General features: G+C 70.9%; 27 protein-coding genes. 17 read left to right on the forward strand and 10 right to left on the reverse strand.

Annotation, left to right across the window (positions count from 1 at the left end; genetic code table 11):
• Positions 1–72: 72 nt before the first annotated feature.
• Positions 73–1008, reverse strand: a complete 936-nt coding sequence (locus HNQ07_RS15605) for a homocysteine S-methyltransferase family protein (protein WP_184113456.1) — start codon at positions 1006–1008, stop codon at positions 73–75.
• A 458-nt stretch (positions 1009–1466) separates the two neighbouring features.
• Between HNQ07_RS15605 and carA the strand changes: the two genes are divergently transcribed.
• From carA to HNQ07_RS15630, 5 genes are all read left to right on the forward strand, one after another.
• On the forward strand, positions 1467–2651 hold the full coding sequence (carA, locus tag HNQ07_RS15610; RefSeq protein WP_184113458.1) for a glutamine-hydrolyzing carbamoyl-phosphate synthase small subunit: 1185 nt from the start codon (positions 1467–1469) through the stop codon (positions 2649–2651).
• 76 nt (positions 2652–2727) lie between these two features.
• Entirely contained in the window at positions 2728–3264 is a 537-nt protein-coding gene (locus HNQ07_RS15615) for a hypothetical protein (protein ID WP_184113460.1), read from the forward strand.
• A 73-nt stretch (positions 3265–3337) separates the two neighbouring features.
• Positions 3338–5611 (forward strand): uracil-DNA glycosylase, encoded by a 2274-nt coding sequence (gene ung / locus HNQ07_RS15620; RefSeq protein WP_229832073.1) that lies wholly within the window; start codon positions 3338–3340, stop codon positions 5609–5611.
• Positions 5608–6645 (forward strand): DNA topoisomerase IB, encoded by a 1038-nt coding sequence (locus HNQ07_RS15625; RefSeq protein ID WP_184113462.1) that lies wholly within the window; start codon positions 5608–5610, stop codon positions 6643–6645. The genes ung and HNQ07_RS15625 overlap by 4 nt, the downstream gene beginning before the upstream one ends.
• Positions 6646–6673: 28 nt before the next feature.
• Positions 6674–7198 carry a hypothetical protein gene (locus HNQ07_RS15630; protein ID WP_184113464.1) on the forward strand — a complete coding sequence of 175 codons (525 nt, stop codon included), beginning with the start codon at positions 6674–6676 and terminating at the stop codon, positions 7196–7198.
• Here HNQ07_RS15630 and HNQ07_RS15635 read toward each other — a convergent pair.
• A complete protein-coding gene (locus HNQ07_RS15635) occupies positions 7176–7649 on the reverse strand; it encodes a GNAT family N-acetyltransferase (protein WP_184113466.1) in 474 nt (157 codons plus the stop codon). The two genes, HNQ07_RS15630 and HNQ07_RS15635, sit on opposite strands and share 23 nt — an antisense overlap.
• A gap of 88 nt (positions 7650–7737) precedes the next feature.
• On the opposite strand from HNQ07_RS15635, the gene HNQ07_RS15640 reads away from it, so the two are divergent.
• On the forward strand, positions 7738–8640 hold the full coding sequence (locus HNQ07_RS15640; protein ID WP_221275113.1) for an aminoglycoside phosphotransferase family protein: 903 nt from the start codon (positions 7738–7740) through the stop codon (positions 8638–8640).
• Positions 8641–8649: 9 nt separating this feature from the next.
• Complete coding sequence (locus HNQ07_RS15645; protein WP_184113468.1) at positions 8650–9015, forward strand: VOC family protein; 366 nt, start codon at positions 8650–8652, stop codon at positions 9013–9015.
• On the opposite strand, the gene HNQ07_RS15650 is transcribed toward HNQ07_RS15645, so the two are convergent.
• Together HNQ07_RS15650 and HNQ07_RS15655 are read right to left on the reverse strand one after the other, a co-directional pair.
• Positions 9002–9673 carry a Crp/Fnr family transcriptional regulator gene (locus tag HNQ07_RS15650; RefSeq protein WP_184113470.1) on the reverse strand — a complete coding sequence of 224 codons (672 nt, stop codon included), beginning with the start codon at positions 9671–9673 and terminating at the stop codon, positions 9002–9004. The two genes, HNQ07_RS15645 and HNQ07_RS15650, sit on opposite strands and share 14 nt — an antisense overlap.
• A 35-nt stretch (positions 9674–9708) precedes the next feature.
• Positions 9709–9942, reverse strand: a complete 234-nt coding sequence (locus tag HNQ07_RS15655; RefSeq protein ID WP_184113472.1) for a ferredoxin family protein — start codon at positions 9940–9942, stop codon at positions 9709–9711.
• 127 nt (positions 9943–10069) lie between these two features.
• Between HNQ07_RS15655 and HNQ07_RS15660 the strand changes: the two genes are divergently transcribed.
• The 9 genes from HNQ07_RS15660 to HNQ07_RS15700 all read left to right on the forward strand — a co-directional run bounded on the left by HNQ07_RS15660 (position 10070) and on the right by HNQ07_RS15700 (position 17288).
• A complete protein-coding gene (locus HNQ07_RS15660) occupies positions 10070–10573 on the forward strand; it encodes a DUF427 domain-containing protein (RefSeq protein WP_184113474.1) in 504 nt (167 codons plus the stop codon).
• A gap of 54 nt (positions 10574–10627) precedes the next feature.
• Entirely contained in the window at positions 10628–11035 is a 408-nt protein-coding gene (locus tag HNQ07_RS15665; protein ID WP_184113476.1) for a hypothetical protein, read from the forward strand.
• Positions 11036–11689 (forward strand): aminoacyl-tRNA hydrolase, encoded by a 654-nt coding sequence (gene pth / locus HNQ07_RS15670; protein WP_184113478.1) that lies wholly within the window; start codon positions 11036–11038, stop codon positions 11687–11689.
• Between the two features lie 5 nt (positions 11690–11694).
• Positions 11695–12750 carry a M42 family metallopeptidase gene (locus HNQ07_RS15675; protein WP_229832083.1) on the forward strand — a complete coding sequence of 352 codons (1056 nt, stop codon included), beginning with the start codon at positions 11695–11697 and terminating at the stop codon, positions 12748–12750.
• Between the two features lie 75 nt (positions 12751–12825).
• On the forward strand, positions 12826–13386 hold the full coding sequence (locus HNQ07_RS15680) for a DUF4126 domain-containing protein (protein ID WP_184113480.1): 561 nt from the start codon (positions 12826–12828) through the stop codon (positions 13384–13386).
• A gap of 268 nt (positions 13387–13654) precedes the next feature.
• Positions 13655–14026, forward strand: a complete 372-nt coding sequence (locus tag HNQ07_RS15685) for a P-II family nitrogen regulator (RefSeq protein ID WP_184113482.1) — start codon at positions 13655–13657, stop codon at positions 14024–14026.
• A gap of 26 nt (positions 14027–14052) precedes the next feature.
• Positions 14053–15372 carry an ammonium transporter gene (locus HNQ07_RS15690; protein WP_184113655.1) on the forward strand — a complete coding sequence of 440 codons (1320 nt, stop codon included), beginning with the start codon at positions 14053–14055 and terminating at the stop codon, positions 15370–15372.
• A 228-nt stretch (positions 15373–15600) separates the two neighbouring features.
• Positions 15601–15978 (forward strand): P-II family nitrogen regulator, encoded by a 378-nt coding sequence (locus HNQ07_RS15695; RefSeq protein WP_184113484.1) that lies wholly within the window; start codon positions 15601–15603, stop codon positions 15976–15978.
• A complete protein-coding gene (locus tag HNQ07_RS15700; protein ID WP_184113485.1) occupies positions 15975–17288 on the forward strand; it encodes an ammonium transporter in 1314 nt (437 codons plus the stop codon). Before HNQ07_RS15695 ends, HNQ07_RS15700 begins: the two co-directional genes overlap by 4 nt.
• A gap of 12 nt (positions 17289–17300) precedes the next feature.
• Here HNQ07_RS15700 and HNQ07_RS15705 read toward each other — a convergent pair whose 3' ends face one another.
• The 6 genes from HNQ07_RS15705 to HNQ07_RS15730 all read right to left on the reverse strand — a co-directional run bounded on the left by HNQ07_RS15705 (position 17301) and on the right by HNQ07_RS15730 (position 21428).
• A complete protein-coding gene (locus HNQ07_RS15705; protein WP_184113486.1) occupies positions 17301–18380 on the reverse strand; it encodes a PP2C family protein-serine/threonine phosphatase in 1080 nt (359 codons plus the stop codon).
• Positions 18381–18553: 173 nt separating this feature from the next.
• On the reverse strand, positions 18554–19099 hold the full coding sequence (locus tag HNQ07_RS15710; RefSeq protein ID WP_184113656.1) for a DUF1684 domain-containing protein: 546 nt from the start codon (positions 19097–19099) through the stop codon (positions 18554–18556).
• Positions 19093–19296, reverse strand: a complete 204-nt coding sequence (locus tag HNQ07_RS15715; protein ID WP_184113487.1) for an RNA-binding S4 domain-containing protein — start codon at positions 19294–19296, stop codon at positions 19093–19095. Before HNQ07_RS15715 ends, HNQ07_RS15710 begins: the two co-directional genes overlap by 7 nt.
• Before the next feature lie 25 nt (positions 19297–19321).
• Positions 19322–20008 carry a hypothetical protein gene (locus HNQ07_RS15720; protein ID WP_229832084.1) on the reverse strand — a complete coding sequence of 229 codons (687 nt, stop codon included), beginning with the start codon at positions 20006–20008 and terminating at the stop codon, positions 19322–19324.
• A complete protein-coding gene (locus HNQ07_RS15725; protein ID WP_229832086.1) occupies positions 20005–20484 on the reverse strand; it encodes a hypothetical protein in 480 nt (159 codons plus the stop codon). The genes HNQ07_RS15720 and HNQ07_RS15725 overlap by 4 nt, the downstream gene beginning before the upstream one ends.
• Positions 20481–21428 (reverse strand): Ig domain-containing protein, encoded by a 948-nt coding sequence (locus HNQ07_RS15730; protein WP_184113488.1) that lies wholly within the window; start codon positions 21426–21428, stop codon positions 20481–20483. Before HNQ07_RS15730 ends, HNQ07_RS15725 begins: the two co-directional genes overlap by 4 nt.
• A gap of 131 nt (positions 21429–21559) precedes the next feature.
• Here HNQ07_RS15730 and HNQ07_RS15735 point away from each other — a divergent pair, with 131 nt between their 5' ends.
• Positions 21560–24472, forward strand: a complete 2913-nt coding sequence (locus HNQ07_RS15735) for an insulinase family protein (RefSeq protein ID WP_184113489.1) — start codon at positions 21560–21562, stop codon at positions 24470–24472.
• The last annotated feature ends 9 nt before the right edge of the window (positions 24473–24481 follow it).

Consider the following 24481-nt stretch of genomic DNA (forward strand, 5'->3'; position numbering starts at 1 on the left):
CTCCGCTGATCACAGGGAAGATCTATCTGGAGTTCAGCGGTGAATACCCCTGACCACGGAGGCCGGGGCCGGTCACGCCGGTGACAGACAGGCCCGCGCGACGGCGGTCACGTGGCGCAGATCGGTGCCGCAGCAGCCGCCGAGCACCGTGATCTGCGGCTGGGTTTCAAGGAGCGCGCGGTAGAGCTGTCCGAGTTCGGTGGGGTCGCCGTCGTCGAGTTCGGTCATGGCGTTCAGTTCCTCGTGGCTGCAGCGCGAGGCGTTGGCGCGGATCCCGAGGATGCGCTGGGTCCACGGGGCCTGCTGGCCCAGCAGCGCGGCGAAGTGGTCGGGGTGGGCGCAGTTGATCATGAAGTACGACACGGAGGCTTCGGTCGCGGCGTCCACCGCCAGCACGGCGTCCATCAGCGTGTCCCCCGTCGGCAGCCGTCCGTCCGTCTCCACGGTGAAGGAGATCACCACCGGCACCCCGACCGCCTGCGCGGCCCGTGCGATGCCGATCGCCTCGTTCACGTTCGTCATGGTCAGGGCCGAGATCATGTCGACGCCCGCCGAGGCGAGCACCCGCGCCTGGTGGGCGTGGTACGCGGTCGCCTCCGCGACGTCCATGAGTTCGCCCGGAACGTAGCCGTCGCCGCGAGGCCCGATACAGCCGCTGAGCACGATTTCGGGCACGTCGTCCGCATACTCGGCGCGCAGGCGGCGTATCACGTCGATGGCCGCGACATTCAGCCGGTCAAGTTCCGCCAGATCGAGTCCGAGCGGCGCTGCCCAGTCGGGGCTGGCGCGCCACGTGGCGCTCTCCAGGATGAAACCCGCGCCGAGTTCCCGCGCCAGGTCCAGATAGGGGCGGTAATACGCCTCGAGGGCCGCCCGACCCGCCGGAGTGCGCAGCAGCACGACCGACGCGAAACACGGCAGGTCGATGCCCCGGTTGTAGAGCAGATCGGTCTCCAGCCCGCCGTCGGTCAGCATGAAGCGCGTGAACTGAGACGTCTGTCCTGTCATGTGGGCCTCCCGGGGGACGTGGGCCGAGCAACGCGACGATGTGCGCCGCTCAGCGTACCATCCGCAGCCAGGGCCGGACCCGTCGGGGAGGCCCGGCGCCGGGCCCAGGCGGCCAGTGCCGACCTGACCAAAGCAGAGGCGGGCAGCCGTATAGCTATTCATTGCCACGCATAATCATGCAGTCCCGGGCCGCCCGGACCACCTGCGCGGACGACCTCACCGTGCCGGGCCTCCGGGTCCGCTATGGTGGGCTCCAGGCGTCCGCCGCACGCGGGCGGCCGGCAGGCCATCAAGGGCGTCCCGTGAGGCGCGCATGGCGGGAGGTTGAATATGTTCCCGAACCACAACGATTCCACTCTATGCCGTGGAAAGATCGGCATAGATTTCCATCGTTCCAGTCCGGCAAGTTACTCGTACTCGCTTCGCTCGGCCTCGTCTTCGACTCGGCGGAGGTTTGCATGATTCGCAAGGAACGCGCGATCCTGGCGCTGGAAGACGGCACGGTGTACCGCGGCTACGCCTTCGGGCAGCGCGGCGAGACGGTCGGGGAGGTCGTGTTCAACACGTCCATGACCGGCTACCAGGAGATCATGACGGACCCCAGCTACAACGGGCAGATCGTGACCATCACGTATCCGCACGTCGGCAACTACGGCGTGGCGATCTACGACATGGAATCCAACAAGCCGTACGTGCGCGGTTTCATCTCGCGCGAGTTCAGCGGCGAATACTCCAACCACCGCGCCCAGCAGTCGCTCGAGGCGTTCATGCAGCAGTACGGTGTGGTGTCCATCCAGGGCATCGATACCCGCGCGCTGGTGCGGCGCCTGCGCGAGGGCGGCGTCGTCAAGGGCGTGATCGCGCACCGCTCGTACACCCACCCGAGCGACGCGTACGGCGAGTTCACGCCCGCCGAGGAGCAGGTGTACGTGCAGCGCGCCCGTGACCACCAGGACATCGACGGGCACGACATGACCCGCGAGGTCACCACCCCGCTGCCCTACGCCTTCCCGACCCTGCGCCACGGCAAGCGCGTGGTCCTGATGGACTTCGGGATCAAGCACACCATCATCGAGCGCCTCGCGGAGGTCGGGATTGAGCCCATCGTGGTGCCGGCCCAGACCACCCCGGCGCAGATCATGGCCCTGCAACCGCACGGCCTGTTCCTGAGTAACGGCCCCGGCGACCCCGCCCCGCTGGAGTACGCGCACAAGACCGCGTGGGAGATGATGGGCCTGCTGCCCACCTTCGGCATCTGCCTGGGCCACCAGATCCTGGGCCTGGCGGCGGGCGGCTCGACCTTCAAGATGAAGTTCGGGCACCGCGGCGGCAACCAGCCGGTCAAGAACCTGCTCACCGGCAACGTGGAGATCACGGCGCAGAACCACGGCTACGCGGTGGACCTCGACTCGATTCCCAACGGCTCTTTTGTCGCCACGCACGTCAACCTGAACGACGGCACCCTGGAGGGCATGGCGCACAGCCGCTACCCGGTGTTCTCCGTGCAGTACCACCCGGAAGCGAGCCCCGGCCCCCACGACAGCCGCTACCTCTTCGACCGCTTCATCGAGGAGATCGACGCCTTCGATGGCGGCACCGGCTCCCCGGTGCAGAAGGCCGTGACCGGCCGCCTGGGCATCTGACCCGCGGGTGCCGGGCGGCCCCCACGGTAGAGGTGGGGATTTGCCCCGCCGGGCCGCCCTGCGCTACGTTCCTGCCATGACGCGCGCCCTGCCGACCGCCCTGCTTCTGGCCTTCCCGCTGGCCTTCATGGTGCTCGCGCAGCCCGGCTCGGCCCAGACCGCGCCCACCTCGGCCGTGAAGCAGAACGTGAAGTACACGGCGGTGCAGAAACTCGTGAAGGTGACCACCGACGGCGGCAAGCGCACCGAAACCCTGGTCGCCAGCCCCCTGACCGTGGTGCGCGGCGACGTGCTGGTCGAGGAAGTCACGGTGCAGAACGTCGGCCGCCAGACGCTGCCACAGGTAACCGTCACCATGCCCATGCCGAACGGCACGTCCTTCACCGGGCAGGCCACGGCCGCCAGCGGGCGCATCACGCTGGCGTACAGCACGGACGGTGGACGCAACTTCACGCCCACCCCACAGCACATCAGCAGCGTCACCCAGAACGGCAAGACGGTGCTGCAGAAATCCGCCGCGCCCATGGGCGAGGTCACGAACGTCCGCTGGAACGTCCGCGACGTGAAGGCCGGCGAGACGTTGAAACTCACGTACCGCGTCAGCGTGAACTGAAACCGTTCACCGTTTCTTGAGTGGGCGTGACTTCCCACCGTCCGGGGCGCGTGACCGGGCCACACTCGGCCCCGTGGCCGTGCAGCTGGTGTGGTTCAAGAAAGACCTGCGTGTCCGGGACCACGCCCCGCTGGCCGAGGCGGCGCGGCGCGGCCCCGTGCTGCCCGTGTTCATCTACGAGCCCGAACAGCTGGAGCACCCGGAATTCGCCGGGCACCACCTGACGCACCTCAACACCTGCCTGACGGAACTGAGAGAACGGCTGGCCGACCTGGGCGCGCCGCTGGTCATCCGGCACGGCGAGGCCGTGGCCGTGCTCGATGAGTTGCGCGCTGAGCACGATGTGCAGGCGGTATGGGCGCACGAGGAGACGGGCAACGGCGTGGGCTACCAGCGGGACCGGCGGGTACGGGCGTGGGCGCGGGGCCGCGGCCTGCCCTTCACGGAGCTGCCGCCGCACGGCGTGATCCGCCGCATGCGAAGCCGCGACGGCTGGGCCGCTACGTGGGAGGAACGCATGGCCGCGCCCGTCGTGCCCGTGCCCGCGCGGCTGGACGGCACGGCCGCATATGCCGGCCGGGTGCTCCTCCACGCGGACCTGGGCGTGCCCGCCGACGACCGGATCATCCCGCCCGGCGGAGAGGCCGAGGCGCACGCGGTCCTGGCGTCGTTTCTCGCACACCGGGGCGTGAACTACATGCGCGAGATGAGCAGCCCCATCACCGCCGCCGACAGCTGCTCGCGGCTGAGCGCGCCCCTGGCGTTCGGCACGGTCTCGCTCAGGGAGGTCGTGCAGGCCACCCGGCAGCGGCTGGCGCAGGTCCGGGGCGATCTCCACGCGGACCCGCGCTGGGTGCGCTCGCTGCGCTCCTTCGAGTCGCGGCTGCACTGGCACTGCCACTTCATCCAGCGCCTGGAGAGCGAGCCGCAGATGGAGTTCCGGTCCCTGAACCGCGCGCTGGACGGCCTGCGCGAAGACGCGTGGAACGCGGAGCACTTCGAGCGCTGGCGGGCGGGGCAGACCGGCTATCCCATGGTCGACGCGTGTATGCGGTCGCTGCGCGCGACGGGCTGGCTGAACTTCCGCATGCGCGCCCTGCTGGTCAGTTTCGCCACCCAGCACCTGTGGCTGCACTGGCGCCGGCCGGGCTTGGTGCTGGCGCGCGAGTGGCTGGACAACGAGCCCGGCATCCACTGGTCGCAGATGCAGATGCAGAGCGGTACGGTCGGCATCAACCGCCTGCGGATCTACTCGCCCACGCGGCAGGCCCGCGAGCAGGACCCGGACGGCACGTTCATCCGCGCGTGGCTGCCGGAACTCGCGGACGTGCCCGGCGACTTCATTCACACGCCGTGGGTATGGAGCGGCGCGTCCCGGCTGACCTATCCGCCGCCCATCGTGGACGAGCTGGCCGCCGGCCGCGCCGCCCGCGCCCGGATGACCGCCGCCCGCGCGACCCCGCAGTTCGGGGCCGAGGCCCGGCGCATCTACGAGCGGCACGGCAGCCGCAAGAAGGCCGTCATGCGCGCCGAAAGAAAAGCTCAGGGCCTGCCGGAGCCACGCCCGCGCCCCACCCGCCACACTGCGGAAACAAGGAGACCAGCCATGTCTGACCAGCCCGACCTCTTCGGCCTGACCCCCGAACCGCCCAAGGCGATCATGCCCGCCGGGCTGCCCGACAGCTGGCAGCGGGCGCTGGGGCCGGAATTCGCCGCGCCGTACTTCCACGAGCTCAAGGACTTTCTGGTGGAGGAGCGGCGTGGGCACACCATCTTTCCGCCGGCGCCGGACGTGTTCAACGCCCTGCGCTTCACGCCGCTGGAGGACGTGAAGGTGCTGATCCTGGGCCAGGACCCGTACCACCGGCCCGGTCAGGCGCATGGCCTGAGCTTCAGCGTGCGGCCAGGCGTGACCATTCCGCCCAGCCTGCGCAACATCTACAAGGAACTTCAGGCGGATCTCCCCGGCTTCGTGCCGCCCCGCCACGGGTACCTGAGAGCGTGGGCCGATCAGGGCATCCTGCTGCTCAACGCCGTGCTGACGGTGCGCGAGGGGCAGGCCAACAGCCACGCGAACAAGGGCTGGGAGCACTTCACGGACGCTGTGATCCGGGCGGTGAATGGCAAGCCCGAGCGCGTGGTGTTCGTGCTGTGGGGCGCGTACGCCCGCAAGAAGCGCAAGCTGATCACCGGGCCGCAGCACGTGGTCATCGAGTCCGCGCATCCCAGTCCCCTGAGCGAGGCGAAGTTCTTCGGCAGCCGCCCCTTTTCTCAGGTCAACGCCGCGCTGGAACAGGCTGGGCGCGGCCCCATCGAGTGGCAACTGCCCGCGAAGGCCGAGGAATGACCACCCGCACCGAGGCCCTTGCCGGAGAGTACCTGCGCCGCGAGGGCCACGACCCCAAGGCGTTCAAGTACTTCTGGCCGGACGGCCGGCCGTACCGCGACCGGGCCGGCGTTGACCGCATCGCCAGGCTGGCCGTGCCGCCCGCCTACGAGGACGTGTACGTGTCGCCGGACCCGGACGCGGAACTCCAGGCCTTCGGGCGGGACGCCGCCGGGCGCCTCCAGTACCGCTACCACCCGGACTTCGTGCAGGCCGGCGCGCTGAAGAAATGGCAGCGCCTGACGCGCTTCGCCGGCGTGCTCGGCACGCTGCGGACCACGACCGCCGCGGACCTGCGCGCCCCCGGCCTGCCGCCCCGCAAGGTCGCCGCCCTGATGACCCGGCTGCTGCACGTCGCGCGCTTCCGGGTGGGCAGCGATATCTACGAGAAGCAGCACCAGACCTACGGCCTGAGCACCCTGCGGCAGAAGCACGTGCGCGTGCAGGGCACCACCGTCACCTTCCACTTCAAGGGCAAGCACGGCATCACGCAGCACAAGGCGACCACGGACCGCACGCTCGCCGCCAACATCGGCCGGCTGCTGGAATTGCCCGGCCCGTGGCTGTTCCAGACGGCGGATGCCGACGGCGCCCGCCGACGTGTCCGCGCCGGGGAACTCAACGCGTACTTGAAAGAAGTCATCGGCCCCTTCAGCGCCAAGGACTTCCGCACGTGGGGCGGCACCCTGCTGGCCGCCGAGTACCTCGCGGAGGTGGGGGTGGCGGACACCGAGAAGCGGGCCCGCCAGACCCTGGTGGACTGCGTGAAGTACGTCGCCGCCGATCTGGGCAACACGCCCGCCGTCACGCGCAGCTCGTACATCTGCCCGGTGATCTTCGACCGCTACCTGGACGGCAAGGTGCTCGACGACTACGAACCCCGCGCCGGCCGCGGCGAGGGTGATCTGGACGGCCTGACCCGCAGCGAGGCGGCCCTGAAACGCCTGCTGGAGAGCGAGAAGTCGCTCAGGGTGCGGGGGAAGAGGGCGGCGTGAGTCGTTTGTCGGGAGTGCCGAGGATTCTGTGAACACGAACGATCCCAGAGCCAACTTTCTGACTGCGGTCAAGAACGGCAAAATCGGCATCCTGCGACCTCAGACCCAGAAGGCGACCTTGCTCAGCCTCCTGCCCGAGTTGGAGGAGGGAACCATCGCCGGCTACTCCTATCTGGACAGCACCGAGTGGCTTTTCGATGGTCAGCAGCTGGAGCGCGTGGTGATCCGGTTTGATGGGCCCCAAGCAGCCCACCGCGCTTATACCCTGCTGCAACTTCAATGGCTGGAGGTGCTGTGGCGACGGCCTTATGCTGAGGTTCTGGCCTTATTCCAGAGCAGTGCAAGACCGTTCCGTACCCTGACTTACGAGGATGGAACGCTTGGGCTGCACGTGTTTCAGTCGCCATCTGGGCTGCTGCTCAATTTTGATGCCGATGAAACATGCCAACGCCTGACGCTGGAATTTGAGGACAGATTTAGGGTTCTCGGCGGCATCAGGACATTGACCGTCCATGACTCATCGCAGCTTCTCAGCCCAGCTCCTTGCGCATGATCACGTTCGTCGTCTGGAAGCCCAGGCCCTCGTACAGCGCGCGGGCGCTGGTGTTGTGGCCGAACACGTGGAGCTGGATGTTCGTGGCCCCGCGCGCGGCGGCGTCCCGCTCCAGCAGCGCGAAGGCCTGCGAGGCGTACCCGCGCCGGCGGTAGGGGTCGTACACCTCGACCTCGTACACGAAGGCGGTGCGGGTTCCGCCGCGCGTCTGGAGGGCGTACCACAGCACGCCCACGTCGGCCCCCTCGTGCGGATCGTGCAGGTGGTACAGCACGTTGTCCGGCGTGTCCGGCCCCTGCGGCAGCAGCTGGCGGAACTCGCGGTCGGCGCGCTGCATGGCTTCCTCCGGCGTCCACTCGCCGCTGCGGATCTTCTCGGCGGCGTACTGCGGGGCGGCGTGGGCGACGAAGCGCTCGAAGGCGGCCGCGTCCATCGGGCGCAGTTCGATCATGCCGGCAGTGTAGGCGCGGTGTGGTTGACGGAGCGATAGGCCCTTCGGCCCATGCGCCGGCGGGCCAGGCCGGGTACGGTGGCGGGCAATGGATGACGTTCCGGTCCGGATGCACGTGGATGAGGTGACGACCGACGCGGCGCTCGTGGCGCGGCTGGTCGCGGCGCAGTGCCCGCAGTGGGTGGGGCTGCCCATCGCCCGGGTCGTGTCGTCCGGCACCGACAACGCCATGTACACCCTGGGCGAGGCGCGCGTGGTGCGCCTGCCGCGCCGCTCGTGGGCGGTGGACGACATCGCCAAGGAGGCGACGTGGCTGCCCCGGCTGGCCCCGCACCTGCCGCTGGCGGTGCCCGACCCGCTGTTCGTCGGCAGTCCCGGCGAGGGCTTTCCGTTTCCGTGGGCGGTGTACTCCTGGCTGGACGGCGTGGACGCAGGGCTGGACACCGTGCGGGACGCGCCCGAGTTCGCCCGCGACCTCGCCGGATTCGTCGCGGCGCTGCGCCGGGTGCCGCGCCCGGCCGGGGACGCGCCGCAGGGCTCGCGCGGCGGCACGCTCGTCGACCGTGACGAGGACACCCGCGAGGCCATCGCGGAGAGCGCGCAGCTGGGCCTTCTCGACCCCGCGCCGGTCCTGGCCGCGTGGGAGGCCGCGCTGCGGGCACCGGCGTGGAGCGGCGAACCCGCGTGGCTGCACGCCGACCTGAAACCCGGCAACCTCCTGGCGCACCGGGGCCGCGTGAGCGCCGTGATCGACTGGGGCGGCCTGACGCTGGGCGACCCGGCGGTCGACCTCCAGCCCGCGTGGAACCTGCTGGACGCGGCCACCCGGCCGGCGTTCCGCGCCGCGCTGGACGTGGACGATGCCACGTGGGCGCGTGGCCGCGGGTGGGCGCTGTCCATCGCGCTGATCGCGTGGCCGTACTACCGGCACAGCAACCCGGACCTCGCGGCCGTCTCCCGACGCACCATCCGCGCCGTGCTGGACGGCTAAACTGCGCCTATGCTGAGGATCGGTTCGGTCGTGTGGGGCGTGCAGGACGTCGCGCGCGCGGTGCGGTTCTGGACAGCCGCCCTGAACTACCGCCCGCGCGAGGAGCCCGACGAGACGTGGGCCGTGCTGGTGCCCAATGACGGCAGCGGCGTACAGATCGCACTGGCCCGCGTGGGCTCCGAGCGGGCGCGGCGCCACCACCTCGACCTGTACGCGCAGGATCAGGTGGCCGAGGTCGAGCGGCTGCTCGCGCTGGGGGCCACCCGCGTCGAGTGGCGCTACCCGCCGGACGCCGATTACGTGGTGCTGGCCGATCCGGACGGCAACCGCTTCTGCGTGATCGACAAGGGCGCGGACGGCGTCAGTCGCCCGTGACCACCCGCTGGAGTTCCGCCGGGTTCATGACCGTCACGGTGCGGCGCGCGAGGTCGATCCAGCCCAAGCGGTAGAACTCGCCCAGCTTGCGGCTGACGATCTCCGGCACCGTGCCGAGCAGCGCGGCCAGCTCGCTGTTCCTCGGCAGCGCGTGGGGGGCGCCGGCGTGGTCGAGTAGGTACGCGGCGAGGCGTGCGCCCACGCCACTGAAGACCAGCGCGTCCAGGCGGCGCTGACCGTCTGCCTCACGCCGCGCGAGGTGAGTGATCACCGCGCCGGCCAGAGCGGGCGTGTGCAGGATGATGTGCCGCGCGAGGTCGGCGGGCACGGACAGCAGTTGCGTGGGTTCGCCAAGCGCGTGGGCATGGGCCGTGTGGCGGCCCGCACTGTCCAGAACGGCGGCAAGGTCCAGCATCTGCCGGGGGCCTTCGATGCCCAGCGTGAATTCCCGCCCGCCCGGCCCAGCGCGGTACACGCGGACGCTGCCCCGTGCGACGACGGACAGCGTGTCGGCGGCGTCGCCTGCGCGGAACACGGCGTCGTGTGTGTCATACCTTCGGAAGCGCGCCCGCCCCGCCAGCGCGGTCAACTGCTCCCGTCCCGCTCCCTGGAACAGCGGGGTCAGGGCCAGCAGGGCCACGGCGTCGGGGAAGGACACGGCGTCATGCTGCCACGCCCCCACCGGTGCGGTGCTCAGAGGAAGAAGTCGCGGTTCCGGGCGATGGACGCGCGCTGATCGTGGGGCACGTCCTCCTCGGGATAGACCGCGCCCACTGGGCACGCGGGCACGCACGCGCCGCAGTCGATGCACTCGTCCGGGTCGATCACGAACTGGTTGCCCGCGTCGTGGATGCAGTCCTGGGGGCAGACCTGGGTGCAGGCGGCGTCCTTCACGCCCGCGCAGCCGCTGGTGATCACGTATGCCATGCGTCCAGCGTGACGGCGTGGCCTGCGGCGCGCCATGACTTCGGTCAAGGCTCGTCCGGGCTGGCGGTCCTCCGCCGACCGTACCCGATGGCACGGCGCCCGTCCTGCCCCGGCCGGACACTGGCGCATGTCCAGACCTGTTCCGCAGCCCCTCACGCCCGGCCCCGGGCAGGAGAGCGTGTGGGCCTATCCGCGTCCGCCCCGGCTGGAGCGCACGGCCCGGCGCATCGAGATCGTGCTGGGCGGCGTGACGGTCGCTGACACGACCGCCGCCTTCCGCGTGCTGGAGACCAGCCACCCGCCCACGTACTACCTGCCCAAAGACGCCTTCCTGCCGGGCGTGCTGAGCCCCGCGCCGGGCCGCAGCGTGTGCGAGTGGAAGGGCCCGGCGACGTACTGGACACTCTCGGCGGGTGGCCGGGTCGCGGAGGCGGCGGGCTGGAGCTACGAGCGGCCCACGCCGGCCTTCCGCGACCTGGCCGGGCACGTGGCCGTGTACGCGGGCCGCATGGACGAATGCCGGGTGGACGGTGAGGTGGTCACGCCGCAGCCCGGCGGCTTCTACGGCGGGTGGATCACCTCGGATGTGGTGGGGCCGTTCAAGGGTGAGCCGGGCACGCTGGGCTGGTGACGCGCCGGGTGCGGGCTTCCAGGGAAACTGCGCGGCCCTTGCTACCCTGCTCGCATGACTGACGCAGCGGTCCGCTCGAAACTCACGGCCCTGGTGCCGGCGCTCCGGCACTTCCACTCGGCGCTGCTGGACTTCGCGAAGGAGGAATACGAGTTCCTGCACGGCCCGGTGAAGGGCCCGTACGCCCTGTACTCGCTGGTGATGAACGATCCCGCGTTCCAGTGGCTGCGGCCGCTGTCCGGCATCATGGCGACCCTGGACGAGGTGCTGGACGCGAAGGGCACGACCCTGAGCGAGCAGAACGTGACGGACGTGCGGGGCGCGCTGGGCCTGCTGTTCGCGGAGACCGACACGCGCTTCGCAGAGTTCCGCGCCGGGTACGCGCGGGCGCGCGGCGACGCCCGGGTGCGCGAGACCGAGGCGCAGTGGCGCGACGTGCTGTCCGGCAGCCTGGAAGCGTAGATGAAGCTGGTGGTGGGCCTGGGCAACCCCGGCACGCAGTACGTCCACACCCGGCACAACGTGGGCTGGCTGGTCGTGGACGAGGTCGCCCGCCGCGCCGGGGCCACGTGGCGCAAGGAAGGCAAGGACGCCGAGGTCGCGGAGGTGCGCGTGGGCAGCGAGAAGGTGCTGCTGGTCAAGCCGCAGACGTTCATGAACACCTCCGGCCGGGCGGTCGCGCCCTTCGTGTCGTTCTACAAGCTCGAAGGCCGTGACCTGCTGGCCGTCCAGGACGACCTGGACAGTCCCTTCGGCCTGCTGCGCCTGCGGCCCTCGGGGCGGCACGGCGGTCAGAACGGCGTCCGCGACATCATCCGGCTGCTGGGCCACGAGGCCTTTCCGCGCCTGAAGCTCGGCATCTCGCGTCCCCCGACGGGGTGGGACCCGGCGGACTGGGTGCTCAGCCGCTGGCGGCCAGAGGAGGCGGCCACGCTCGCGCAGCTCGTGCGGCTGGGCGCGGACGCCGTGGCGGTGTGGGCGTCGTCGGGCCTGGCCGAGGCGCAGCTTCAGTTCAACGGCACGGACCTGCGGCCCAAGCCGTCCACACCGACGTCCACTCCAGCCGACGGGCTGGATGCCGGGTCAGCAGCGGGCGGGGACAAGCCCGTATCCTGACCGGCATGCCCACAACCGATCTGCGCCTGGACGTCCTGATGCACCTCTCGAACCTGCCGGGGGTGCCCGGTCAGGAGGACGCAGTGCGCGACTTCGTGCTGGGGGAACTGGACGGTCTGGTGGACGAGGTGCGCGTGGACGCCCTGGGGAACGTGATCGCCCGGCGGGCGGCGCGCGAGGCCGCGGCGGGGGAGACCGTCGAGCGCGTGATGGTGAGTGCGCACATGGACGAGATCGGCTTCCTGGTGCGCTACATCGACGAGCAGGGCTATCTGCGCGTGCAGGCGCTGGGCGGCTTCGATCCGCGCAACCTCTTCGCGCGCACCGTGACCGTGCATGCGCGGGGCGGTACGCTGCCCGGCATCCTCACGCCGGGGGGGCGACCGGTGCACGTCTCCACGCCCGAGGAACGCAAGGCGATTCCCGAGGTGCGCGACTTCGTGGTGGACCTCGGCCTGGACGTGGCCGAGGTCCGCCGCCGCGTGCGGGTCGGGGACATGGTCACGCTCGACCAGGCGGCGCGGCAGGTGGGCGCGCTGGTGTGCGGCAAGGCCATGGACGACCGGGCGTCGGTCTTCGTGCTGCTCGAAACCCTGCGCCAGTTCGCGGAGCAGCGGCCCCGCCACGACATCCTCGCCGTGTTCTCGGTGCAGGAGGAGGTGGGGTTGCGCGGCGCGGGCGTCGCGGCGTACGGCGCGCAGCCGACCATCGGGATCGGGCTGGACGTGACGCTGGCGGTGGACACGCCGGGGGCGCGGCCCGACGAGGCAGTCACGCGGGTGGGCGGGGGCATCGGCATCAAGGTGTTCGACTCGAGCATGATCTCGACCCGCTGGCTGGTGGACCACTTCGCGGATCTGGCCGAGGCGCAGGGCATTCCGGCGCAGCTGGAGGTGCTCGCCCAGGGGGGCACGGACGGCGCGGCCATCCAGCGCTCGCGGGCCGGCGTGCCCAGCGTGACCCTCAGCGTGCCCACGCGCTACATCCATACCGTCGTGGAGGCCGTACACGTGGACGACCTGCGCGCGGGTGTGGACCTGCTGTGCGCGTACCTGCGCTGACGCGCGCGGCGCGCTAAAGGTTCACCCAAGGCGCGGGAGCAACGCTGGGCGCGCCGGCGGCGTACTCATGAGCATATGGAACTGCTCACCGGTCTGCTGTCCTCGCTGGGCCTGTCGGGCGCGGCGGGCCTGAACGCGTATATTCCGCTGCTGCTGGTGGGCCTGCTGTCGCGCGCGGGCGTGATGCACCTGTCGGCGCCCTTCGACCTGCTGATGAACCCGTGGGTGCTGCTGGGCGTGGCGGTGCTGGGCGCGCTGGACTTCGTGGGCGACAAGATTCCCGGCGTGGACCACGCGCTGCACGTGGTCGGCGGCGTGGTGAACGCGGCGGCCGGGGCGGTGCTGTTCGCGTCGCACGCGGGCGTGGCGGACGTGCCGCCCTCGCTGGCGCTGGTGCTGGGCGTGATCGTGGCGGGCGGCGTGCACGGAGCGCGCACGGCCGTGCGGCCAGTGGCGACCGCCACGACCGCCGGCCTGGGCAATCCGGTGGTGAGCACCGTCGAGGACGGCACCAGCCTGCTGATGAGCGTGCTGGCCGTGTTCGCCCCGGTGCTCGCCGTGCTGCTGCTGGCGGTGATCGCGGTGGTCGGCTACCGGCTGTGGTCGCGGCTGGGCGGGCGGCGACGGGCGCTGTAGACGGTTCAGGACATCCACGGGGTGGGGAGGAGGCGCTGGACTCCTCCCCACCCCCTTTGTGCTGCCGCCGTGCAGGGCGTCCGGCTCCGACTGGACAGGCGTCGCCGTTGCGCGTGACACTCCGTTCCCTGATGAGTGAACGCTGCAATCTGTACACGAGAATCTAGCCAAATTGCTGTCAGAATTTTGACATCCCGCTCATTCGTCCCTAAGCTCGGAGCATGCAGGGATGCAACCACTGCAAATTGAACGAACTAAAGGAGACGCCATGAAACTCATCACGGCAGTCATCAGGCCCGAACGCGTCCAACAGGTGAAAGAGGCGCTGTTCCAGGCAGGCATCAGCGGCATCACCCTGTCGCGCGTCAGCGGCCACGGCGGCGAGCAGGAAGTCGTCGAGCATTACCGCGGCACCCGCGTGATGGTCGAGTTCCACGACAAGGTCGAGGTCCGCATGGCGGTCTCGGAACCCTTCGTGCAGGCCGCCATCGACGCGATCGTGCGCGGCGCGCGCACCGGCGAGGTCGGCGACGGCAAGATCTTCGTGCAGAACCTCGACCGCGTGGTGCGTATCCGGACCGGCGAGCAGGACAATGCCGCCCTCACCCCCGTCACCGAGACGCGTCTCACGCCCGCGTGAGGGCCGAGAAAGGAGCCGTGACCCTGATGATCCCCCGATTCCCCTCCGGCCGTACCCTCCTCCCCCTGGCCCTGCTGCTCGGCGGCGTGGCCTTCGCCCAGGGCACCGCGCCCAAGATGGACACCGGCGACACCGCGTGGATGATCGTCGCGTCCGCCCTGGTCCTCCTGATGACGCCCGGCCTGGCCTTCTTCTACGGCGGCCTGAGCCGCACGCAGAGCGTCCTGAACACCATGATGATGAGCGTCGTGTCGATCGGGCTGGTCGGCGTCCTGTGGATGCTGGGCGGCTACTCGATCGCCTTCAGCGCTGGCGGCAACGCCTTCTTCGGCGGGCTGGCGAACGCGGGCTTCGCGGGCATGAAGGACCAGCTGAGCGGCACCATTCCGTCGTACGTGTTCGCGGCCTTCCAGGCGATGTTCGCGATCATCGCCCTGGCGCTGATCAGCGGCGCGGTCATCGAGCGCATGCGCTTCGGGGCCTTCGTGCTGTTCGGTGGGCTGTGGAGCCTGCTGATCTACTCGCCGCTGGCCCACTGGGTGTGGAACGCGGACGGCTGGCTGTTCAAGCTGGGCGCCCTGGACTTCGCAGGCGGCACCGTGATTCACATCGCCGCCGGGGTGTCGGGCCTGGTCGCCGCCTCGGTGCTCGGCAGCCGCATCGGCTTCCCCAAGACCGCCCACGTGCCGCACAACGTGCCCTTCGTGCTGCTCGGCGCCGGCCTGCTGTGGTTCGGCTGGATGGGCTTTAACGCCGGCTCCGCGCTGGCCGCCAACCAGACCGCCGCGCTGGCCTTCATGACCACCCTGATCGCTCCCGCCGCCGCGATGCTCACGTGGCTGGGCCTGGAGAGCGTCCGCTCCGGCAAGCCCACCGCCGTCGGCGCCGCCACCGGCCTGGTCGTCGGCCTGGTCGCCATCACCCCGGCGTGCGCCTTCGTCAGCCCGATGGCCTCGGTGCTGGTGGGTGCGCTGGGCGCCGCCGCGAGCTTCGCCGCCGTGCAGTACAAGGCCGCCATGAAGGCCGACGACGCGCTGGACGTGTTCGCGTGCCACGGGGTCGCCGGGATCGTCGGCGCCCTCCTGACCGGCGCGCTGGCCTTCACGACCGGCAGCGGCAAGCCCTGGGGCGAGCAGATGCTCATCCAGATCGCCGGCGTGCTCGCCAGCGTCGTGTGGACCGGCGTGGGCACCTTCGTCCTCCTGAAACTGGTGGGACTGGTCATGCCGCTGCGCGTGCCGGCCAACCAGGAGATCGTGGGGATCGACGTCAGCGCCCACTCCGAGCAGGGCTACTCCGACAGCGAAACCGGCCTGGGCGCTCCCGTCTTCGTCGGCGGCGACTGAGTTCACGCTCCAACTGAGTTCACGCACCACCCGTAACCCAGAACTTCCACGTCCACCTGCCCCCGACTGCATCCCCGGGGGCAGGCTGTTCATGTTGTGTGTGTCTGGCCGTGCATCCTGCCGGCCAGAGGGTCGTTCCTGCGCGCTCCGCCGTGAAAACCTGCTCCTTGTCCGGTGGGTTCTGGACAAATGTGCTCCCGATGACCGACGGCTCGCTACTCTGACTTCATGAAGCTCATCACGGCGGTCGTCCGGCCCGAGCGGGTTCAGCACGTGAAGCAGGCGCTGTTCCAGGCGGGCATCAGCGGCATGACCCTGTCGCGCGTCAGCGGGCATGGCGGCGAGCAGATCGTGGTCGAGCACTACCGCGGCACCCACGTGATGGTCGAGTTCCACGACAAGGTCGAATTCATGATCGCGGTCAGCGACCCCTTCGAGCAGGCCGCCGTCGACGCGATCATGCGCGGCGCGCGCACCGGCGAGGTCGGCGACGGCAAGGTGCTCGTGCAGAGCCTCGAGCGCGTGGTGCGTATCCGCACGGGCGAGGAGGACAACGCCGCCCTGACGCCTGTCAACGAGACCAAACTCACCCCGGACCAACCGTGAAGCGCGTGTGGGCCACGCTGGCGCTTGTGGGCGGCAGCGCCTTCGCCCAGGCCCCGGCCGGCCCGAACGGCGCCGACACCGCCTTCGTGCTGCTGTGCGCCGCGCTGGTGCTGCTGATGACGCCGGGCCTCGCCCTGTTCTACGGCGGCCTGGTGCGCGCCGGCAGCGTCCTGAACACCATGATGATGAGCTTCGCGGCGCTGGGCGTGGCGTCGGTCGCGTGGGTCGCCGTGGGGTACACGCTGGCCTTCGGCCCTGGCGGGAACGCCGTGATCGGCGGCCTGTCGCAGCTCGGGCTCGGCCACATGGCCGGCACCCTGACCGGCACCATTCCCACGCCGCTCTACGCGATCTTCCAGATTCTCTTCGCGGCGATCACCCTGGCCGTCGTGAGCGGCAGCGTCGTGGAGCGCATGCGCTTTCCCGCCTTCGTGGTGTTCGGCCTGCTGTGGATTCTCGTGGTGTACGCGCCCCTGGCCCACTGGGTGTGGAGTCCGGACGGCTGGCTGGCGCGCCTGGGCGTGCTCGACTTCGCCGGCGGCACGGTCGTCGAGGTGACCAGCGGCGTCAGCGGTCTGGTGGCCGCCGCGATGCTCGGCCCGCGCCTGGGCTATCCGCGTTTCGCGAGCATCCCGCACAACGTGCCGTTCGTGCTGCTGGGCACCGGTCTGCTGTGGTTCGGGTGGCTGGGCTTCAACGCCGGCTCCGCGCTGGCGGCCGGCACCACCGCCGCCTACGCCCTGCTGAACACGAACAGCGCCGCCGCCGCCGCCCTGCTCACGTGGATGCTGTGGGACAGCCGGCGCGGGGGGCGGCCCACCGCGGTCGGCGCGGCCACCGGCGCCGTGGTCGGGCTGGTCGCCATCACGCCCGCGTGCGGCTTTGTCACGCCGCTGGGTGCCCTGCTGATCGGCGCGGTCGCCAGCAGCGTCAGCTACGTGGTGGTCGCCCACAAGCACCGGCTGCTGCCCGACGACGCGCTGGACGTCTTCGCGTGCCACGGCACCGCCGGGATCGTGGGCACACTGCTCACCGGCGTCCTCGCCAGCCCGGTCGTGAACCCGGCCGGCGCCGGCCTGCTCGCCGGCCACGCCGCCCAGGTGGGCATTCAGCTGGTGGGCGTGCTGGCGGCCGCGGCGCTCGCCGGGGGCGGCACCTTCGTCCTGCTCAAAGTCACCGCGCTGATCACGCCGCTGCGCATGACCGAGCGCCAGGAAAGCCAGGGCATCGACCTGACCGCCCACCAGGAAGAGGGCTACCAGGAAGCCGAGAGCCCGCTGGCGGCGCCGGTGTTCGTCGGCGGCGACTGAGCCCGGCGCCGCTCAGGTTCTGGAGTCCGGCGTGCGGTGGCCTGGCCCGGCCGCGACGGCCGGAACGTCCGGGCGTTTCAGCGACGCGGTGGGGCGGTTCAGCACCGTCCCGGTCCGTTTCGCCGTCCAGATGCGCTGCCCGATCAGGACGATCACCAGCAGGGTCGTGCCGGTCAGGCCCAGCAGCACGCGGTGTTCCGGGACCAGCATCACGCCCAGCAGCGTGAAGTACGCGATCATCAGCAGCAGGTACGTGATCAGGCTGTTGCCGCGCTGCGCGCTGAGCAGCACGTCCACGTAGGTGGGGCCGTCCTCCATGCGCTGCGGCAGCGGATAGGCCGGCAGGCGCTGGTTGCGGTGCACGTCGACCACCACGGCCGTGATGTTGTCCGGACCGCCCGCGTCGTTGGCGGCGTTCACCAGCGTCCGGGCGGTGTCCTCGGGCTCCAGCGGCCGCGCCAGCAGTTCCAGCAGCTGACGGTCGAGCACCACGCCGCTCAGGCCGTCGCTGCACAGCAGCAGCCGGTCGCCGGGCTGCACGGGGAACGCGAACAGTTCCAGGCGCACGCGCTCCTCGCCGCCCAGGGCGTTGCTCACCACCGAACGCCACTGGTGGTCGCGGGCCTCCTGCTCGGTCATGTGGCCCAGCCGCACCTGCTCCGCCACCCACGAGTGATCCTCCGTCAGACGGTACAGTTCCCCGCCGCGCAGCAGGTACGCACGGGAATCCCCGACATGCGCGACCGTGACGGCTCCGCGGTCCACCAGCGCCGCCAGCAGCGTGGTGCCCATACCCACGTATTCCCCGACCGCGTGGCGCAGCACCGCCAGGTTGGCGGCCTGCACGGCCTCGGCCAGCCGGATCGGCGGGGAACTGCGGGTCTCGAGGTAGTGCTGGCTCAGCGCGTCCAGCGCGAGGTTCGCCGCGAGTTCACCCGCCGCGTGCCCGCCCATGCCGTCCGCCACGGCGTACAGCCCGCCACGCGGCAGGTCGAGGGCCAGGGCGGCGTCCTGGTTCACCCCGCCCTGCCGCTGACGACCCACGTCCGTCAGGAGACCTGACGACATGGATGGCGTCGCGGAAGCGCGCATGAAGCCAATATAAGTCACGCATTCTTACAGCTCCCCACACTCCCTGCGCGCCCTGCGGCAGAGGGTTTTCACCGCGCCGCACGCCGGGGAGGATCAATGGTCGTCAGGAGAGCGCTGCTGGGTGACCGGTCATCACGGCGCCGCGGCGCCAGCGCGAGCTGTGGGCCGGCGTGTCAGGGCGCGCTGGGCGGGGCCAGACGCTCGCCGGCCCGCACGGCGTCGGGCAGGCGATTGGACGCCGGCGGCAGCGGGCACGTCCACCCGTCCCCGTACGCGCAGTACGGGTGGTACGCCATGTTGAAATCCACGTCCACCCACAGCTCGCCGTCGTCCGCCAGGGGGGCGTCCAGGTAGCGGCCGGCGCCGTAGGTCTCCTCGCCGCTGGTCGCGTCCCGGAACGGGATGAACACCCGCTGCGGGCGCTCCTCGCCCAGTGGGGCGTACACCGTCAGCGTGCGCTCGCCGCCGGGCAGGGGCAGCGTGACCGTGCCGAGGGCGCTCATGGTGCGCGGCTGGCCGGTGTTTGTGTCCAGCGTGAACGGCGCGCCGCCGTCCGGCGCCGGGTGCAGCGGGACCCGGAACGCCCACGCCTCGTCCGGCGGGTAGTAGGTCAGGCCGGTGAAGGTCTCGGGCCGCACCGGGCCGCGCCCCGCCGCGAAGTGCTCGTCCTTGCGCCGCCGGAAGTCCAGCACGGCCTCGTCGTATGCGGCACTCACCAGTCCACCGTGACGCGCTGCCCCGCGTACTCCACGATGTCGCCCCGGTGCAGCTTGCGCCGCCGCCGCGTCTCGACCTCGCCGTTCAGCCGCACCTCGCCGCCCTGCACGCGGAACTTCGCCTCGCCGCCCGTCTCGACCAGCCCGGTCAGTTTCAGGAAGTCCTGGAGGTCGATGGTGTCGCGCTCAGGTGCCGTCATGCGGCCAGGGTAGCAGGGCGCACCCTCAGGGCTTGGACGCCGGGGGCGGGCTGCTCGTGGGTGGCGTGGTGGCGGGGGTCGTGGTTGCCGGAGCCGTGGCGGGCGCTGTGCCCGTGCCGGTCGAGGGGGGAGTGGCCGGCGTGGTGGCCGGGGCCGCAGCCGGCACGCTCAGGGTGTACTGCGTGCTGAAGAGCTTGAGGTCGGCGTCGTCCACCCGCTGGTCCTGGTTGAGGTCGCCGGGCAGCGCGCCCGTCTTGCCATAGTTGCCCATCAGGATCGCAAGGTCCGCCAGCGTGATCTTGCCGTCCCCGTTCAGGTCGGCGCCGCTCAGGCGGGCGCGGGCGGCGTCCTGTGTCCACGCGCTGAGGCCGAGTTCCTTCGTCAGTTCGGCCTTCACGGCGTCTGCCAGCGGCAGCGGACCCTGCGGATTGAACTCGATGCGACGTTCAGTGCCGACCGTCACGACCCGCGCGGCGACGTCCGGGTTGAAGGGTGCGCTGCTGGTCCCGCTGCCCCCCAGGAACAGCAAAGGCCCGGCGCTGGTGTCCAGCGTGACCGGCAGCTCCTTGGTGCTCAGCGCCGCGAGGGCCTCCTGAACGGCCTTCGTGAGTACGTCGCCCTGCGGGCGCAGCTTGACGGTGGCCGCCTGGGCCGCGCCCAGCAGGGCAGCCACGAGCAGCGTGCCCGTCAGTGCGGTTCTCAGGCGCTTCATTTGGCCTCCCGGGCTGCGCGGATGGCGTCCCGCAGGGCGCCCAGATCCGTGATGTCCTTGCCGGCGGCGTCCTTGGCCCCCGTGACCTTCCCGCTGCTGACGGGGTACAGCCCCTGGTTGAAGCCCACGACCGGGCTGTCCAGCCGCCGGGCGTACAGCAGCGCGACGACCTCCTGGCCCGCGGTAAGGGTCGGCAGGTCGGCCAGGCCCTGCAACACATACAGCGCCGGGCGGCCCTGGTACTGCGGCAGGGTGCCGGCGTCGCCCGTCAGCGTCTCCGCGACGGTCAGCGGGTAGACGGTGTACGCGGCGCCGCCCTCGGTGACCGTCGCCGCCGTGCCCAGCGTGGCGCGCACGATGACCTCGGCCTTCTTCGCCTGCTGCGCGAAGGTCAGGGTGGGCGCGGTGGTCGCTCCGGCGGGCACCGCCATCAGCAGCCAGAGGCCGAGGCTCAGGGCGCGCAGCGCGGCCCTCACGGCGTGCCCCCACCCGGGGAGGGCGGCGTGGGATCTGGCGGATTGGGCGGCGTGGGCGAGGCGTTCGGATCGGTGGCGGGCGCCGTGGTGTCCGTGCTGGTGGCGGGCGCCGTGCTCGGCGAAGTGCTGGGCGCCGTGGTGTCCGTCGTGGGGGTCGTGGCTGGGGCGGCGCTCGGCGCGGTCGTCTGCGACCCGGACGCCGGGGTGGACGGCGCGGCGTTCGGAACGCCGACCAGCGCGCCGTCTGCGCCGCGCGCCTCGACGGTGAGCGCCCCGCCGCTCAGGGTCACGGCCTTGCTGGGTTTCACGCTGACCAGCGCGACGCGCGTGCCGGTGCGCGGCACCTTGCGGAAGCCGATGTCCAGCAGCAGCGTCTGCCCGTCCTGCCGCCAGAACAGCAGGCCGCCCGCGTCCGCGTTCTGCACTCGCGTGACCTTCACGCCCTGCGGCAGCGTCCACGACAGGTGGGCGGCCCGCGCGCTCCGCGGCGCGGTGATGGTCAGCGGAATGCGCGTCTCGCCGCGGATCTCCCCGCTGGGCAGGGTCGGCGTGATCGCCAGGGGCGGCAGGTCCTGCACGTTCAGGGTGTACTCGCTGGCCTTGGTGCTCAGCGTGGAATCGGTGGCTTCCAGCGTGAAGGTGTACGTGCCGGTCTTGGTGGGCTGCCCGGACAGCGTGCGCTGCGAGGCGTCCAGCTTCACGCCCGGCGGCAGCGTGCCGCCCGCGAGCCGCAGCGAGTACGGTCCCACCCCGCCCGCGATGGCCACGGTCGCCGTGTACGGCTCGTTCACGTAGATGGGCGGCAGGCCGCCGGCGCTGTCGGCGAAGTACAGGGCGTCCTTGCCGCTGGTGGTGGAGCCCGTGGTCGTCTGACCACACGACACCAGGGCCGCGCCCAGCAGCAGGGCCAGCGCCGCGCGGCGCGGAGAGGGCAGGAGAACCATGCCCCGCAGTGTACGCGGCGGCGGGTGCGTGCCCGGTGAGGAGGGCATGATCTTCCGCAGCCGCCCCCGCCGGGCGGGCGAGTGCGCGTCCTGGCACGCTTCCCGGCGAGGGCCTGCACTAGACTTCCGGGATGACAGCCACCACCTCCGCCCTGCCCCACGTGGGCGACCGTCTGGGCCGGTACACCGTGCAGCGCGTGGAAGCCCTGCCGGAGATGCAGGGCACGCTGATCCTGCTTGAGCACGAGCTGGGCGCCCGGCACGCGCATGTCGTGCGCGACGACGACAACAGCGCCTTCGGCGTGACCTTCCCGACCGTGCCGAGGGACTCGACCGGCGTGGCGCATATCCTGGAGCACATCGTGCTGATGGGCAGCCAGAAGTACCCGGTGAGCGATCCCTTCTTCGCGATGCTGCCGCGGTCGCTGAACACCTTCATGAACGCCATGACCAGCAACGACTGGACGACCTATCCGTTCAGCACGCGCAACGAGCAGGACTACTTCAACCTGCTGTCGGTGTATCTGGACGCGACGTTCTTCCCACTGATGCGCTACGAGTCCTTCCGCCAGGACGGCCACCGCTTCGAGTTCGAGACGCCGGACGACCCGCGCAGTCCGCTGAAGCTCCAGGGCGTGGTGTACAACGAGATGAAGGGCGCCATGGCCGCGCCCGGCGCGGTGATGTGGCGGGCCTTCGGCAAGGCCCTGTACCCGGACCTGACATACGCGAACAACTCCGGCGGCGCGCCGCAGGACATCCCGAACCTGACCTACGAGGGCCTGCGCGCGTTTCACGCCGCCCACTACCACCCCAGCAACGCCTTCTTCTACACCTACGGCAAGCTGCCGCTCGCTCGCATCCTCTCGGACATCGAGTCCCACGTGATGACGCACTTCACGCGTCAGGAACTGGACGTGAGCATCCCGGACCAGGCGGCCTTCGCGCAGCCGCGCCGCGAGACCGTCACGTACCCCGGTTCGGATGTGGAGCGCGGCGCGCAGGTCAGCGTGGCATGGAAGCTGGGCCACAGCAGCGACGCCGACGCGAACCTGCGCTGGAGCGTCCTGAGCGACGTGCTGCTGGGCAATCCGGCCGCGCCCCTGACCCGCCCGCTGATCGAGTCCGGCCTGGGCGCGGGCCTGGCGGACCTCAGCGGCTACCGCGACTCCTTCCGTGAGGGCGCCTTCGCCGCCGGCCTCAAGGGCCTCCCCTCCGGCAGAGCGCAGGAGGTGGAGACGCTGGTACTGGACACCCTGCGGGACATCGCCACGCAGGGCATCGACCCCGCGCTGATCGAGAGCAGCCTGCACCAGTTCGAGATCGCCCAGAAGGAGGTGAGCAACGCTGGGTACCCCTACGGACTCCAGGTGATGTTCCGGCTGCTGGGGCCGTGGCTGTACGGCGGCGATCCCGTCACGGGGCTGCGGCTGGAGGCCGAACTGACGCGCCTGCGCGCCGACCTCGCGCGTGGCCGGGTGTTCGAGCCCATGATCGAGCGCGGCCTGCTGGACAATCCCCACCGCGTCACGCTGGAACTCGCGCCGGACCCGCAGCTCGCCGAGCGCACCGAGGCCGACGAGCAGGCCCTGGTCACGCGCCTGAGCGCCGACTTCACCGACGAGGACCGCTCGCGCATCGTCGCGGAGAGCCTGCGGCTGAAAGAACTCCAGGCGCAGGAGGGCACCCCGGACGTACTGCCCACCCTGGCCCTCTCGGACGTACCGCCGCGCGTGCCGCGTGTGGCCTACACGCAGGAGGAGGTTGGGCGCGCCACCGTGGCCCGCGTGCCGCAACCGACCGGCGGCCTGACGTACCTCGACGTGCAGGTGCGCTTGCCCGACGTGCCGGATGACCTGCTGGAGACCCTGCCGCTGTACGCCTTCGCCGTCACGCGCGGCGGCGCGGCCGGCGACGACTACGTGGCCCTGGCCCGCCGCATCGAGGCCGTAACGGGCGGGATCAGCGCCAGCGTCGGCGTCGGCACCCGCCCGGACGACCTGGCGGGGCTGCGCCTGAGCTTGACCCTCAGCGGCAAGGCCCTGGCCCGCAACGCCCCGGCCCTGGTGGACGTGCTGCGCGACGTGCTCGCCACGCCGATGTTCACCCGTGACCGCCTGGAACAGCTGCTCAAGCAGCGCCTCGCCGGCCTCAAGGCCAGCATCCTGCAGGGCGGCAACGCCTACGCCGAGCGCCTCGCCGCCGCGCAGGTCAGTCCGGCCGGCGTGATCGCCGAGCGCTTCAGCGGCCTGACCGCCCTGGCCTCCCTGAAGACCATCGTCGAGGGCGGCGGCCTGGACGACCTGCTGGTCCGCCTGAACCGCGTGCACGCGCTGCTCCTGACCGGCACGCCCGCGCTGTGCGTGACCGCCACGCCCGACGACCTGAACCTCGACGTCACGCCCATCACGGCCGCCTTCGTCGGAGACGCGCCGGTGGGCCAGCCCGCGCCGCAGCCCGCGCCGCTGCGCCCGCAGGCGCGCACCACCGACTCGCCGGTCGCGTTCAATGCCGTGGCGTTCCGCACCGTGCCGTACACGCACCCGGACAGCCCCGCGCTGCTGGTGCTGTCGCGGCTGCTGCGCAGCGGCTACCTCCTCAAGGAGATCCGCGAGAAGGGCGGCGCGTACGGCGGCGGCGCCGGCTTCGACACCCGTGAGGGCGTGTTCACCATGAGTTCGTACCGCGACCCGAACGTGAAGCGCACCTTCGAGGTCTTCCGTGACGCCCGCACCTATCTGGACACAGACCTGGGCCAGCGCGACCTGACCGAGGCGATCCTGTCGGCCAGCAAGCTCCTCGACCCGCTGACCAGTCCCGATACCATCGGCCGCATGCGCTTCTTCGGCGACCGCGCCGGCTACACGCCCGAGGTGCAGGAGGCCTACAAGGCGCGGCTGCTGGCCGTCACGCTCGCTGACCTCAGCCGCGTGATGGACACCTACCTCACGCCCGACAGGGCCGCGTACGCGCTGGTCGCCGGACAGAACCCCAACGACGACGTGCGCGACCTGAACCTGGAGTTCGACGTCCAGGCCATCTGAACCCGGTGG

The sequence above is a fragment of the Deinococcus metalli genome (assembly GCF_014201805.1).
In the GTDB taxonomy this organism is placed as follows: domain Bacteria; phylum Deinococcota; class Deinococci; order Deinococcales; family Deinococcaceae; genus Deinococcus; species Deinococcus metalli.

Coding starts and splice junctions, on each gene's coding strand:
- HNQ07_RS15735 (WP_184113489.1), top strand. CDS start 21,560: ATGACAGCCACCACCTCCGCCCTGCCCCACGTGGGCGACCGTCTGGGC.
- HNQ07_RS15655 (WP_184113472.1), bottom strand. CDS start 9,942: ATGGCATACGTGATCACCAGCGGCTGCGCGGGCGTGAAGGACGCCGCC.
- HNQ07_RS15685 (WP_184113482.1), top strand. CDS start 13,655: ATGAAACTCATCACGGCAGTCATCAGGCCCGAACGCGTCCAACAGGTG.
- HNQ07_RS15695 (WP_184113484.1), top strand. CDS start 15,601: ATGAAGCTCATCACGGCGGTCGTCCGGCCCGAGCGGGTTCAGCACGTG.
- HNQ07_RS15730 (WP_184113488.1), bottom strand. CDS start 21,428: ATGGTTCTCCTGCCCTCTCCGCGCCGCGCGGCGCTGGCCCTGCTGCTG.
- HNQ07_RS15635 (WP_184113466.1), bottom strand. CDS start 7,649: ATGATCGAACTGCGCCCGATGGACGCGGCCGCCTTCGAGCGCTTCGTC.
- HNQ07_RS15615 (WP_184113460.1), top strand. CDS start 2,728: ATGACGCGCGCCCTGCCGACCGCCCTGCTTCTGGCCTTCCCGCTGGCC.
- HNQ07_RS15665 (WP_184113476.1), top strand. CDS start 10,628: ATGACTGACGCAGCGGTCCGCTCGAAACTCACGGCCCTGGTGCCGGCG.
- HNQ07_RS15690 (WP_184113655.1), top strand. CDS start 14,053: ATGATCCCCCGATTCCCCTCCGGCCGTACCCTCCTCCCCCTGGCCCTG.
- HNQ07_RS15660 (WP_184113474.1), top strand. CDS start 10,070: ATGTCCAGACCTGTTCCGCAGCCCCTCACGCCCGGCCCCGGGCAGGAG.
- HNQ07_RS15705 (WP_184113486.1), bottom strand. CDS start 18,380: ATGCGCGCTTCCGCGACGCCATCCATGTCGTCAGGTCTCCTGACGGAC.
- HNQ07_RS15675 (WP_229832083.1), top strand. CDS start 11,695: ATGCCCACAACCGATCTGCGCCTGGACGTCCTGATGCACCTCTCGAAC.
- HNQ07_RS15680 (WP_184113480.1), top strand. CDS start 12,826: ATGGAACTGCTCACCGGTCTGCTGTCCTCGCTGGGCCTGTCGGGCGCG.
- HNQ07_RS15645 (WP_184113468.1), top strand. CDS start 8,650: ATGCTGAGGATCGGTTCGGTCGTGTGGGGCGTGCAGGACGTCGCGCGC.
- HNQ07_RS15720 (WP_229832084.1), bottom strand. CDS start 20,008: ATGAAGCGCCTGAGAACCGCACTGACGGGCACGCTGCTCGTGGCTGCC.
- HNQ07_RS15625 (WP_184113462.1), top strand. CDS start 5,608: ATGACCACCCGCACCGAGGCCCTTGCCGGAGAGTACCTGCGCCGCGAG.
- HNQ07_RS15715 (WP_184113487.1), bottom strand. CDS start 19,296: ATGACGGCACCTGAGCGCGACACCATCGACCTCCAGGACTTCCTGAAA.
- carA (WP_184113458.1), top strand. CDS start 1,467: ATGATTCGCAAGGAACGCGCGATCCTGGCGCTGGAAGACGGCACGGTG.
- HNQ07_RS15640 (WP_221275113.1), top strand. CDS start 7,738: ATGGATGACGTTCCGGTCCGGATGCACGTGGATGAGGTGACGACCGAC.
- HNQ07_RS15605 (WP_184113456.1), bottom strand. CDS start 1,008: ATGACAGGACAGACGTCTCAGTTCACGCGCTTCATGCTGACCGACGGC.
- pth (WP_184113478.1), top strand. CDS start 11,036: ATGAAGCTGGTGGTGGGCCTGGGCAACCCCGGCACGCAGTACGTCCAC.